The organism is Pseudomonas sp. BBP2017, assembly GCF_003024385.1.
Classification (GTDB): Bacteria; Pseudomonadota; Gammaproteobacteria; order Pseudomonadales; family Pseudomonadaceae; genus Aquipseudomonas.
The window spans coordinates 25,289-37,530 of record NZ_PVZN01000021.1; the positions used below are offsets into that span (position 1 = coordinate 25,289).

Annotated in this window: 9 protein-coding genes and 3 pseudogenes; 9 read left to right on the plus strand and 3 right to left on the minus strand. The window is 53.7% G+C overall.

From position 1 onward, the window contains the following. Positions 1 to 40: 40 nt before the first annotated feature. A pseudogene (locus C6382_RS24780) lies at positions 41 to 133 on the minus strand (hypothetical protein); the annotation flags it as partial. Here C6382_RS24780 and C6382_RS24500 point away from each other — a divergent pair. From C6382_RS24500 to C6382_RS23935, 7 genes and pseudogenes are all read left to right on the plus strand, one after another. Further along, positions 130 to 1,263: pseudogene (locus tag C6382_RS24500) on the plus strand (type I secretion C-terminal target domain-containing protein); the annotation flags it as partial. The pseudogenes C6382_RS24780 and C6382_RS24500 sit on opposite strands and share 4 nt — an antisense overlap. Before the next feature lie 315 nt (positions 1,264 to 1,578). Then, positions 1,579 to 3,300, plus strand: a complete 1,722-nt coding sequence (locus tag C6382_RS21200; protein WP_107026281.1) for a type I secretion system permease/ATPase — start codon at positions 1,579 to 1,581, stop codon at positions 3,298 to 3,300. 7 nt (positions 3,301 to 3,307) lie between these two features. Then, complete coding sequence (locus tag C6382_RS21205) at positions 3,308 to 4,642, plus strand: HlyD family type I secretion periplasmic adaptor subunit (protein WP_107026282.1); 1,335 nt, start codon at positions 3,308 to 3,310, stop codon at positions 4,640 to 4,642. After that, a complete protein-coding gene (locus C6382_RS21210; protein ID WP_107026283.1) occupies positions 4,639 to 5,964 on the plus strand; it encodes a TolC family outer membrane protein in 1,326 nt (441 codons plus the stop codon). The genes C6382_RS21205 and C6382_RS21210 overlap by 4 nt, the downstream gene beginning before the upstream one ends. 93 nt (positions 5,965 to 6,057) lie before the next feature. Beyond that, positions 6,058 to 6,336 carry an IS66 family insertion sequence element accessory protein TnpB gene (gene tnpB, locus C6382_RS21215; RefSeq protein WP_256589166.1) on the plus strand — a complete coding sequence of 93 codons (279 nt, stop codon included), beginning with the start codon at positions 6,058 to 6,060 and terminating at the stop codon, positions 6,334 to 6,336. A 98-nt stretch (positions 6,337 to 6,434) separates the two neighbouring features. Then, positions 6,435 to 7,979, plus strand: coding sequence for an IS66 family transposase (locus C6382_RS21220; protein ID WP_107026284.1), 1,545 nt, complete (start codon positions 6,435 to 6,437; stop codon positions 7,977 to 7,979). Positions 7,980 to 8,264: 285 nt separating this feature from the next. Beyond that, the gene (locus C6382_RS23935) at positions 8,265 to 9,611 is read left to right on the plus strand and encodes a hypothetical protein (RefSeq protein ID WP_146146924.1); all 1,347 of its coding nucleotides are present in this window, start codon (positions 8,265 to 8,267) and stop codon (positions 9,609 to 9,611) included. A 15-nt stretch (positions 9,612 to 9,626) separates the two neighbouring features. Here the strand turns inward: C6382_RS23935 and C6382_RS21225 are convergent, their stop codons facing one another. Beyond that, positions 9,627 to 9,965 (minus strand): hypothetical protein, encoded by a 339-nt coding sequence (locus C6382_RS21225; RefSeq protein WP_107026285.1) that lies wholly within the window; start codon positions 9,963 to 9,965, stop codon positions 9,627 to 9,629. Between the two features lie 76 nt (positions 9,966 to 10,041). Here C6382_RS21225 and C6382_RS23940 point away from each other — a divergent pair, with 76 nt between their 5' ends. Further along, complete coding sequence (locus tag C6382_RS23940) at positions 10,042 to 11,277, plus strand: O-antigen ligase (protein ID WP_146146925.1); 1,236 nt, start codon at positions 10,042 to 10,044, stop codon at positions 11,275 to 11,277. Positions 11,278 to 11,426: 149 nt separating this feature from the next. Here C6382_RS23940 and C6382_RS21230 read toward each other — a convergent pair. Next, a pseudogene (locus C6382_RS21230) lies at positions 11,427 to 11,792 on the minus strand (transposase); the annotation flags it as partial. Between the two features lie 81 nt (positions 11,793 to 11,873). Between C6382_RS21230 and tnpB (C6382_RS21235) the strand changes: the two are divergent. After that, positions 11,874 to 12,233, plus strand: coding sequence for an IS66 family insertion sequence element accessory protein TnpB (tnpB, locus tag C6382_RS21235; RefSeq protein ID WP_256589167.1), 360 nt, complete (start codon positions 11,874 to 11,876; stop codon positions 12,231 to 12,233). The last annotated feature ends 9 nt before the right edge of the window (positions 12,234 to 12,242 follow it).

Consider the following 12,242-nt stretch of genomic DNA (forward strand, 5'->3'; position numbering starts at 1 on the left):
GTCGACAACGCAGGCGATGTCGTCAGTGAAACCAATGCTGTTACCAGCACCGGTGGCAGCGATACCGTTTACAGCTACCTCGGGGCCTACACCCTTGGCAGCAACGTAGAGAACCTGCGCCTGCTGGCAACCGGAGCGGCCAACGGCACCGGTAACAACCTCAATAACGTCATCTATGCAGGCGCCGGCAATAACGTCATCAATGGTGGCGCCGGTATCGATACCGTGTCCTATGCCTTTGCCACTGCGGCAGTGACCGCCAATCTGGGGCTGACCACCGCGCAAGCCACCGCTGGTTCTGGCTCAGACACCCTGCTGAACTTCGAAAACCTCACAGGCAGTAACTATCACGACAAGCTGACCGGCAATGCGCTTGCAAACACCCTCAACGGTGGCCTGGGTAACGACATCCTCAACGGCGCTGCCGGTGCCGACCGCCTGAACGGTGGCGACGGATCCGACAGCTATTATGTCGACAACGCAGGCGATGTCGTCAGTGAAACCAATGCTGTTACCAGCACCGGTGGCAGCGATACCGTTTACAGCTACCTCGGGGCCTACACCCTTGGCAGCAACGTAGAGAACCTGCGCCTGCTGGCGACCGGAGCGGCCAACGGCACCGGTAACAGCCTCAATAACGTCATCTATGCAGGCGCCGGCAATAACGTCATCAATGGTGGCGCCGGTATCGATACCCTGTCCTATGCCTTTGCCACTGCGGCAGTGACCGCCAATCTGGGGCTGACCACCGCGCAAGCTACCGGTGGTTCTGGCTCAGACACTCTGCTGAACTTCGAAAACCTCACAGGCAGTAACTATCACGACAAGCTGACCGGCAATGCGCTTGCAAACACCCTCACCGGCGGTGCCGGCAACGACACGCTCAGCGGTGGAGCCGGTAATGACCTGCTGATCGGTGGTACGGGTCTGGACAAGCTTTATGGTGGCGCCGGGGCTGACAAATTCGACTTCAATGCCTTGACTGAAATGGGCCTGGGCGCTGCCCTTCGCGATGTCATTGGCGACTTCAAGACCAGCGAAGGCGACAAGATCGACCTGTCGACGCTGGACGCCAACCTGGCAACGGCAGCCAACGATGCGTTCAGCTTCATCGGCTCCAGCGCGTTCAGCAGCAATGCCACAGGGCAGCTACGGTTCGCCGGTGGCGTTCTCTACGGCAGCACTGACGCCGATACCGCCGCTGAGTACGAAATTCAGTTGCTGGGGGTGAGCACACTGAAAGTTACCGATCTGATTGCCTGATAGAGGGTGAGCGCATAACAAAAGGCTACCTTTGGTAGCCTTTTGTTTTTCTTTCGGTTGCAGGATCGAACGAAGTTTTTTATCGAGCTTGAATCTTTCTGCTCACGTCGATACTCACTTCCCTCCCCCGTAATAACCCGCTCATGATCAAGTACTTGCGGCCGATGAAGTAGTTGTGTGAACGGGGCTGCGCACAGTTCATTAGTTAGCAGCAAAGTGCTAGCATCAGCCGCCTTAAATGCTCTGCAAGCATTTACCAGCCTGACAATAGCGCAACTGGCATCTTCTCTAACGTGTCTCTATCTTGTGGATTTTATGCGCCTTTTTCTTGACCCCAAGCGAGATATCGATGCAGCGTTGCTGCGCTATCGCAGTCTTTTTGGTGTGCTCGCATTGTTCAGTGGGGTGATCAACCTTTTAATGTTGGTCCCCTCCATCTACATGATGCAGGTTTTCGATCGAGTCCTGACCAGCCGTAACGAAACCACGCTACTGATGCTGAGTTTAATACTGCTCGGCCTCTTTGCCCTCAGCAGTGCTCTGGAGTGGGTCCGTGGCCAGGTCATGATCAAGATGAGCGCAGGTCTTGACGCGCAGCTTGGAGAGCGTGTGTTCAACGCCGCGTTTGAGCGAAGCCTGAAGGAACACACTTCCAACCCGGCGCAAGTACTCAGTGACCTCAACAATATTCGCCAGTTCGTCACCGGCCCGGCGCTGATTGCGCTTTTCGATGCGCCGTGGCTACCAATATACGTCATCGCCACCTTTCTCTTTCACCCTTGGCTGGGGGTATTTACGGTAATAGGGGCGGTCATCCTTGGCGCGCTGGGTGTCTGCAACGAACTGGCCACCCGCAAGAGCATGAGTGAAGCCAATCGATTGTCCGTCTCCTCCTCCAGCTATGTGAACAGCACGCTGCAGAATGCTGAAGTCATTCAGGCAATGGGCATGCTTACTCCCCTGCGCCGCCGCTGGTTCAATGTGCAGCAGCGTGTCATCACTGAACAGGGTGAGGCCAGTGACCGCAGCTCGCGAATTGCGGCCATATCCCGTTTCATACGCATGACCTGGCAATCCCTGGCGCTGGGTTTGGGCGCGGTGCTGGTGATGGAAAACCAAATTTCCGCCGGGGTAATGATCGCTGTGTCGGTGCTGTTGGGTCGGGCTCTGGCACCCGCCGAAGCGCTGATAGGCTCTTGGAAACAAATGGGCAATACCAAGAGCAGCTACGAGCGCTTGAATCGCCTGTTTAGCGAGTTCCCCGATGCGTCGGCGCGCATGCCGCTGCCAGCGCCAACCGGTGCACTGAGCATCGACAAACTGGTGATTACCCCTCCGGGCATGCAGCGAGCTGCCGTAAACGGTGTAACGATAAGCTTGGCCAAAGGCGAGGTCCTGGCGATTATCGGCCCCAGCGCTTCGGGCAAGTCTTCGTTGGCCCGGGCCATTGTTGGCATCTGGCCCGCGAACCAAGGTTCTGTGCGTCTGGACAACGCCGACGTCAATCAATGGTCACGCGAAGCACTGGGCCCTTATCTGGGCTACCTGCCACAGGACATCGAGCTGTTCGACGGCACCATCGCCGAAAACATTGCACGCTTTGGTGAAGTTGACGCGGTAAAAGTCATCGAAGCGGCGCGGATGGCCGGCATTCACCAAATGATTCTGCATTTCCCCAAAGGTTACGACACGCTGCTGGGCGTTGGCGGGCTGGGCCTGTCGGGTGGTCAGAAACAGCGTATCGGCCTGGCACGCGCACTCTACGGTGCCCCGCCGCTGGTGGTGCTGGATGAACCCAACTCCAATCTGGACGAAGCCGGCGAAGCGGCTCTGGTGCAGGCCGTACATGTGTTGAAGGCAGCCGGCAGCACCGTGGTGCTGGTGACCCACCGGCCGAACATTCTCGGTGTCGTCGACAAACTGTTGTTCCTCAGGGATGGCCTACAGCATCTGTTCGGCCCTCGGGATCAGGTGCTCAAGGCTCTGCTGCCACCCCCCGTGCAGAAGTCCGCCGAACCCAGTAATCAACAAGCCTGAGGCGTCAATGCAAGCCATTCAGAACGACATGTTGCCCCCTACACCAGCACCCGATGCGGATGCCGTGGGCATTGCCCGCTTCGGCGTATGGCTGTTGATCTTGAGCCTGGGTGGCTTTTTCCTGTGGGCAGGCCTGGCCCCGCTGGATCGTGGGGTGGTGGGCAGCGGCACCGTGGTAGTTTCTGGCGAGCGCAAGACCGTCCAGTCGCGCACGGGCGGCATGATCGACCGCATCCTGGTGCGCGAAGGCGACCAAGTGCAGCAAGGTCAGGTGGTGGTGCAACTCAATATCGTCCAGACGCAATCGCAGCTGGATGTCGCATTAGGGCAATGGCTGAGCGCACGCGCCATTGAAGAGCGGCTAATGGCCGAGCGCCTGGGCCGCGATAGTATCCAGTGGTCGCCAGAGATGCAGGCCAAGGCAAGCGACCCGCGGGCTCGCGCAGCGATGGAGCTGCAAGGCTACTTATTCGCCACTCGCCGTGCCGAACTGGCCAGCCGGATGAAAATCAGTCAACACGAAGTCACCTCGCTCAACGAGCAACTGGCCGGTTACCAAGAGATCAAGCGCAGCCACGCGGCACAATTTCAATTCCAGCAGCAAGCGCTTAAAGGCCTGCGCGAACTGGCCCGGGAAGGCTATCTGCCACGCAACCGGCTGTTCGAAGCCGAGAGCAATGCCGCGCAACTCGGCGCCCAGCTGGCCTCTACAATTTCCGACATCGGTCGCACGCGCCAGTCGATCAACGAAAGCAAACTCAAGGCCTTGCGACAAGAGCAGGTTTTCCGCAGTGAAGCCGAGTCGCAACTGACTCAGGTTTCCGCACAAACCTCGAGCCTGACGGATCAGATCAAATCGTTTGAGTTCGAGGTGCAAAGCGCCTCCATTGTCGCGCCGGTCGCGGGACAGGTGATGGGCCTGAGCGTGCACACGGTCGGCGGCATCGCAGCCGCCGGGCAACGCCTGATGGACATCGTCCCGCTAGGTGCGAGCTGGATGGTCAAAGTGCAATTCCCGCCGATGATGGCCGACCGACTCAGGCCAGGGCTACCGGTTGATCTGCGCTTTGGATCGTTGCAGCGGGTTCATACTCCCGTCATTGTCGGTAAGGTCGCCACTGTGTCGGCTGACCAGTTGATCGACGAACATAGCAACTCACCGTACTTCTCGGTGGAAGTGTCCGTCAGCCCGGAAGACACCCTTCTTCTCCGCGACCTGGGCCTGGAGATCAAACCGGGTATGCAGGCCGAAGTACTGGTCAAAACCGGCGAGCGCACACTTGCCAACTACCTGATGCAACCGATTACCGAGCGCATGGCCGGTGCTTTCAAGGAAGAATGACAGTGCGCGCACATATAGCCCTGCTCTCTTTGTGCTGGTCGTGCCAGCTCCTGGCTGGCGATGATCAATTTTCGCTGGTCGCCCTTTACGACGCCTCCAGGCTGAATGACGCGACATATCAGGTTGCCGACCATGACTATGAGGCGTCACGCCAGGAGATAGCCATCGGTCGCAGCGGCTTGCTGCCACAGGTTGCCATCAACTCCCGATATGGCCACGGCGGACAGTTCGAAAAGCAGTCCCCGGCCAATGGCCAGGACGACCAGTTCGCGTCTGACAGCGTTGCCCTCTCGGTCAGCCAGCCGCTCTACAACAAAGGTCGCTGGGCCTCGTACGAACAGGCCAAGGCTCGAGCGAAATTGGGCGAAGAGCAGCACGAAGGCGCCGGACAAGGGTTATTCGATCGTGTGGTGGAAGCCTATTTCGACATCGCGCAAGTGGAAAACGAGCTGAAGCTAACGACCCAGCAAAAAGCATCCATCGAAGCCTTGGCCAAGCAGTCCAGTCGTTTGTTTGAAGCCGGTGAAGGCACAATCACGGACCTTGAAGAGGCTCAGGCCCGACTGGACTTGACTCGCGCCCAGGAAATCGAATTGCAGGCTCGGCGCCGGGCCGCGCTACGTAAACTCTCGGGCCGCTCTGGCATCACCGTGGGAAACATCCCCGAGATGCAGGAAAAACTGCCGGCAACAGTCTTATTGGCCCCCGAGGAAGATCTCGACTACTGGATGCTGAAGGCCGAGCAGGCCGGTTCAAAGCTGGGCGTCAGCCGCGCCTCGATCGACGTTGCCGAAGCCAACTGGAAACTGCAGCAATCCGGACACTATCCGACCGTGGCGCTGAGCGGCCGCTTGTCGCGTGTCGGCCAGAGCGACGTCAATGACCTTTCCCAACGCCAGTCCACTTACTACCTGGGCGTGGTGATCGACATTCCGTTGTATCAAGGCGGGGGAGTCAGTGCCTCCTCCGAAAAGGCGCGCGCAGCCCTGGAAAGCGCCCGTTCGAGTTACGACGCCCAACGCCAGCAAATGGCCGAAGATATCGAGGGCAATTACCTCGGTGTGGTGGCCGGTTTCGAGAAGAGCAAGGCGCTGGTAACCGCGGTGCGCTCAAGCCAGGTTGCCCTGACGTCAGCTGAAAAAGGCTACCAGGCGGGCGTACGCTCCACGGTGGAAATTCTCGACGCCCAGCAGCGTCTATACTCCGCCAAACGGGATCTGCTCGATACCAAACTGGCCATGCTGCAAAGCTATGTAAACCTGCAAACCCGAACCGGACAAATGACCCGCAGCCAGTTGGAAAAGATACAGGGGTTGTTATGAGCCCCTGGTATGTATGCGGTCCATGACCCACATTCAAAGCCGTCTTCTGATCCCCGATGCTGTGCTCCCGAATTCCCCTGGAGCCCGCCCGCCATGATGCGACCCGACGCCAAAGTCGAAAAGGTGTACCTCTACCCCAAGCCGGTGAACTTCCGAAAATCAATCGACGGCCTGGCCGCCCTGGTCGAGCTGGACATCAAAGTCGCGGTATTCGACCCCGTGCTTTTCATTTTCCTGAATCGCTACCGCAACCGCGTCAAAGTGTTGTACTGGGAACGCAACGGCTTCTGCTTATGGCTCAAGCGCCTCGAATCCGAGCGTTTCAAAACTTCGCCCGATGAGGTGGACGAGGCTATCGTCCTGACCGTGTAGGAACTGAACTGGTTGCTGGATGGATTTGATCTCTGGCGCAATCGCCCTCACAAGGTTTTGACTCCAAGAATCGTTGCCTGACGGGTATAATCCCCGGCATGAATTTGATGCCCGAAGACCTTCCCGATGATCCTGTTTTGCTCAAGCAAATGTTGCTTGAGGCACTCAATCGTCAGCAAGTAACAGCTGAGGCCTACCAGACTCATATCGTCGATTTGAAAGAACAGATCAAGCTGCTGCGCGACCGTTTGTTCGGACGCAAATCCGAGCAGACCGTCGAGTCCAACACGCCGCAACTGGCGTTGTTCAATGAGCCCGAAAGCGAGCCAATGCTCCCAGTCGGCGACGCTGACGAAGAGGTGGTTGCTTCTACGCCACGTCGCGGCAAACGCAAGCCACTGTCGGCTGATCTGCCGCGTATCGAAGTCATCCACGAACTGCCCGAACACGAACTGACCTGTGCCTGCGGTTGCCGCAAGCATGTCATTGGCGAAGAAACCAGCGAGCAGTTGGACATCGTGCCGATGCAGATTCGCGTGATCAAACACGTGCGCAAAGTTTACGGTTGCCGTGGTTGTGAAACGGCGTCGGTCACCGCTGACAAACCAGCTCAGTTGATCGAAAAGAGCATGGCCAGTCTGAGCGTTCTGGCGATGTTGCTGACCACCAAGTATGTCGATGGCTTGCCGCTGCATCGCTTCGAGACGGTACTGAGTCGACACGGTATCGATATCCCGCGTCAAACCCTGGCACGCTGGATTATCCAGTGCGGTGAACACTTGCAACCGTTGCTGAACCTGATGCGTGATCGGTTGCTGGAAAGCCCGGTCATCCACTGCGATCAAACCCGCGTGCAGGTACTGAAAGAACCGGATCGAGACCCGACCAGCCAATCCTGGATGTGGGTGCAGGCTAGCGGGCCGCCGGATCGCAAGGTCGTGCTCTTCGACTACACCTCCAACCGTGCGCAGGATGTGCCGCTGCGTCTGCTGGAAAGTTATCGTGGCTATGTCATGACCGACGATTATTCCGGATATAACGCTCTGGCGTTACAACCGGGCGTGGAGCGTCTGGCGTGCATGGCGCATGCGCGACGCAGGTTTGTCGAAGCGCAAAAAGTGCAGCCTAAGGGCAAGACGGGTCGGGCCGATATCGCGCTGACGGTGATCAACAAGCTGTACGGCATCGAGCGTGAACTCAAGGACGTCAGCGATGAGCAGCGATTTATCGTTCGTCAGGAAAAGAGTCTACCGGTCCTGACCCAGTTGAAAAGCTGGCTGGATAAAACACAGTCACAGGTGACGCCACAAAGCGTTCTGGGCAAGGCTGTTAATTATCTGGCCAGTAACTGGAGCCGGCTGGAGTGTTACGTGGAGGCTGGTTTTTTACCGATCGACAACAACGCCGCCGAAAGGGCGATCAAGCCGTTTGTGATCGGGCGCAAGGCCTGGCTGTTCAGCGATACGTCCAAAGGGGCGACTGCCAGTGCCCAGATATACAGCTTGGTCGAGACCGCCAAGGTCAACGGCCAAGAGCCCTATACGTGGCTGCGCCAGGTACTGGAGCGACTGCCGCATGCGCAGTCGGTCGCCGACTACGAAGCGTTGCTGCCGTGGAACTGCTCACCGGAAATGCCACGGTAAACGGGAAGTACATCTGGCGGTAGGTGTACTTCGTGGATCGCATACAGTCAAACCCAGAGGCGTGGAGGAATCATTACTAATTCGGACGAAGGCTGGGAATGTTAGATTCAAAACAGCCGGCCAATGTTGCAGTTCAGGCGATTTCTCCCATGGCGCGATTGGGATAGAATCGAATCACGATTAGACGTATGCTTGAGAGGTACGATGATCTAAGAATACGTTCATGCAGCTACAACTGCACACCAACTCCCCATGTAAAAATAACATATAAAGAAGAGCCATATATTGAAATTAATTTACATTTCACTACTTTTATTACTTACAAACATCTCAGTGCCTCATGCATTCTCTACAACTGCAGAAACTAAGATTGAAATATCTAGAATCGGCAGCGCGAGCGATGCATGGAAAAAAAACATATCGACTCTTACTGTCGAGCCTCTTTGGAATGCCCGCGATGCCTATGACGCATCAAATACTCTAATGATCCCTATGCACTTTGCATTTGTGGCAGGCGACAAGAAAGGCATAAAACAATTTGAAACATTAATGTCCCGTTTCGCATCTCAAGAGCTTCCAGGCGGACGACTTAATCAAGCTCAATGGATTTACTTTGTGTCACGTTACCTCGCGCTTCGGAGCGAGTTTGATTATCCATTGACTAGAAACAATATCTATCTCGCACAAAGAGTTTCAGCTTGGCTGCATAGCAGATGGATGTTCGAACCTGCCCTGCAATGGGGTCACCTTCCATTAATCGGTTCAAAATCCAGACTAAGACTCGCTCAAAGCAATTCTGAAGTGTGGCCTTTGAGTTACTACCCCGCGATCACAGATTATGAGCTTTTCTTATTTTCTATTGCAGGTGACATTTCATTTATCAACAAGAAAAACCCTGAAGCACTGAAAGAGCTTTCTAGTGAAATTAAGTCAAGCGTTCGCGAATTGATTGCGTCGGGCATCTCTGTGGTCCGGTCACGTGGAAAATTCAGTGAAACCGGAGGGTGGTTATTCCAACAGGGAATGTGGACGGACCATCCGGACTTTAGATTTGCTGGCCATTCGGAACTTCGTACCGACCTAGGAGAATGGCGTGTTAAAGATATAGCAGAGGACTCCTCGCATTCGCATCGCTGGCCATTGTTTTTTCGGAGCATGATTATGGGCACTGAACAGCAAGCGAATGATAGAGAATATTTGATACGAGCTTACCAAGGGTTTTCAAATCAACTTGTTGAGCACGTGATAACGATTCGTGGAACATCAGTACTTCTCAAGAACTACATGGATGGCAAGAACGGTCTATATAGGTATAGATATTCTACCGTGGGTAGCAATAGCGATCTCGGATATGGCCCATACGGCCTCAGTGGAACTCTTGGAATAAGTTGGTATCCGTTTGCCGCCAAAACAGATAGCATCTATGAACGGTATGCCAACTCTTATCCACTACCGGAAAACGTTCTTAACCTTTATGTAGGCCCCAATACAACTAGAGCACGAAACCCACTTATCGAATGGCCAGCTTTTTTTACGAATGGGTTTGCAGAGCTTATAGCCAAACATGGCCTATATCTGTCTAAAAACTACAATCTAAATGTTGAAAAAGCACATAATTCTCTCTTACATTGAGACCTCGAGAGATTTTCAGAACAGGGGAATATGGGCCAATAATTCCGATATATGGGGGTATGATGCCATCATGTCAACAATAATCCAGCCAGTTTTGCTGGCCGCTGGCCATAGGGATTGTCGCCCCCCCATTTTCTGCATGCCATCTAGGCGAACGCTTATCTTAGAAGCCTCTGACACCGATACTATGGGACGGAAGGTATCAAAATTTTCCAAGCGTTTCTTCAGAATACGCATTTTTGGAGCCCCCTCCTGGTTGAGGTGTGGAAGCTGGAAACCCGACCTCCGAGTGAAGATTTCGTGACCAAGACGTTGTCTCACCTGCTCAGCTTCAAGACATTCGCTTTCGCGCATGGCGCGCCCCTAGTGAGAGCTGATAAGCTGTCAGCGCTTCACTTATACTCTCAAGAATCCACACAACAGAACTGAAATGGAAAAATCAAATCTAGGGACATCTAAAGCCACTCTGTCTAAACTATCAATGTTATCGATGCTTGGGCTTTTTGCGGGAACTTTCTTCTACCATACCGCACTAGGGCTCGGAATTATACCACCAGTATTAGGTGGGTATGTGACTATTGCTAGCGCAGCACTAGGCCTTCCATTCCTATGCATGATATTTCTCTCAATATTATCCACACACAAAATAAAAACAAGCGACGCCGTATTTTTGACATTTATCTTAATATTTTCCACGGTAGTTTCTTACCACATCACCAAGGAAGAATATAAAGATACGGCAACCCAACACACTTATCAAATAGTAAACTTGCTAGCATGCTACCTTATCTTCAGAAACATAGACTTCACCCGAACTTACATGAAAAAAACTCTAATTATATGCATTCTCGCCATGAGCGCTATAATAATTAGCCTTTCTTCGGGCGGAAGATTTTATATTAAACTAATATCAAGCACCCCGGACATTGTAGCTAGCTATCAAACATTCGCTGTAGCCTACCTCTGTCCGGCGGTGGTACTCATATCTCAAGTCAAGCGACTTAAGTATAGAGCACTAGCGTTCTCGATCTGCCTCGTATGCTTGTACATAAACAGCTCAAGAAGCGAGTTCGTAATGTTGGGGATATTTTATGTAGCCTTCGAAATGTGCCGTTCAAGATACAGGCTTATCTCACCGCTTCTCAGCATATTGTTTGGTGTAATCGCTATTGCGGGACTCCTATATTTAGACCCCGACAGTTCCTCAAATAGGATTGCAAACCTCGTCAACCTTTCAGAGGACAACTCTTCCAGAGTCCGAAACGAATTAGCTCAAGACGGCATCTCAAAAATAATCGAAAACCCTATATTTGGTGACTATGGCAACTACGAAAAAGGTCACTATATTCACAACATCCTATCGGGCTGGCAAGAACTTGGACTTTTAGGATTTGCATTTTACTGCGCGATGCTGCTTATCCCTCTGGTACATATTTCGGCAAGAGTATTTATAGCTGGGGACAGATCAAGACAAGCCGCATTATGCTTCAGCATGCTATCGTCAACAATAATACTTTTAATATTTGGCAAATATTTTACCTATCAGTTGATAGCGGTAGCACTTGGGATATATGCAAGCGTTAACAAATCATACTTAACAGATCGTGCTGCACGCGCAGAGCTGACTAGATCATCCTCCTCGCAGAGGATATTCTTTGATGGTTAACACCAGTATTTAACTAGGCAGCTTCAGAGGCTGAATGCAACACCGTGCTATTTATTTAAGGGTAGACTCTCATGATGCTTGGCCATCATCGCCGTCATCATTTCGTATGCGATCCACGAAGTACACCTACCGCCAGATGTACTTCCCACTTATCGTGGCATTTCCGATGAGCAACTCCACGGCAACAGCGCTTCGTAGTCTTCTACCGACTTCGCTTGTGGCAGTCGCTCCAGTACGTGGCGAAGCCACGTATAGGGCTCCTGGCCGTTGGCTTTCGCGGTTTCGATCAAGCTATAGATCTGGGCACTGGCCGTGGCGCCTTTGGGCGTGTCGCTGAACAGCCAGGCTTTGCGCCCGATGACAAACGGCTTTATCGCTCTTTCGGCGGCATTGTTGTCGATGGGTAAAAAACCGGCTTCGACATAGCGCTCAAGACGACTCCAGTTGTTCGCCAAGTACTGCACCGCCTTGCCTAGCACGCTTTGCGGCGTGACCTGCGCTTGCGTCTTCTGTAACCGCTCCACAAACCCCACATTCAAAGTCACCAACTGATCCCCGATGCTGTGCTCCCGATTCCTTTCCGGAGCCAGCACCTCATGATGCGTCCCGACGCAAAAGTCGAAAAAATCTATCTCTACCCCAAGCCCGTCGACTTCCGAAAATCCATCGACGGCCTCGCCGCTCTGGTCGAACTGGACATCAAGGTCGCGGTGTTCGATCCGGTGCTTTTCGTCTTTCTCAACAAACCCCGCAATCGGGTGAAGATTTTGTATTGGGAACGCAACGGCTTTTGCCTTTGGCTCAAACGGCTGGAGTCCGAGCGTTTCAAAACGTCACCGGATTGTTCGGATGAAGCCATCGTGCTGACGGTTCAAGAGCTCAACTGGTTACTTGACGGTTTTGATTTGTGGCGCAACCGTCCGCATCAAGTTTTGACGCCTCGATTTGTCGCCTGATTCGGTATA

What these genes read in the sequence shown, in the direction of transcription:
- C6382_RS23940 (WP_146146925.1), top strand. Translation starts at nt 10,042, where the DNA reads ATGGAAAAATCAAATCTAGGGACATCTAAAGCCACTCTGTCTAAACTA.
- C6382_RS21205 (WP_107026282.1), top strand. Translation starts at nt 3,308, where the DNA reads ATGCAAGCCATTCAGAACGACATGTTGCCCCCTACACCAGCACCCGAT.
- tnpB (WP_256589167.1), top strand. Translation starts at nt 11,874, where the DNA reads ATGATGCGTCCCGACGCAAAAGTCGAAAAAATCTATCTCTACCCCAAG.
- C6382_RS21225 (WP_107026285.1), bottom strand. Translation starts at nt 9,965, where the DNA reads ATGCGCGAAAGCGAATGTCTTGAAGCTGAGCAGGTGAGACAACGTCTT.
- C6382_RS21200 (WP_107026281.1), top strand. Translation starts at nt 1,579, where the DNA reads ATGCGCCTTTTTCTTGACCCCAAGCGAGATATCGATGCAGCGTTGCTG.
- tnpB (WP_256589166.1), top strand. Translation starts at nt 6,058, where the DNA reads ATGATGCGACCCGACGCCAAAGTCGAAAAGGTGTACCTCTACCCCAAG.
- C6382_RS21220 (WP_107026284.1), top strand. Translation starts at nt 6,435, where the DNA reads ATGAATTTGATGCCCGAAGACCTTCCCGATGATCCTGTTTTGCTCAAG.
- C6382_RS21210 (WP_107026283.1), top strand. Translation starts at nt 4,639, where the DNA reads ATGACAGTGCGCGCACATATAGCCCTGCTCTCTTTGTGCTGGTCGTGC.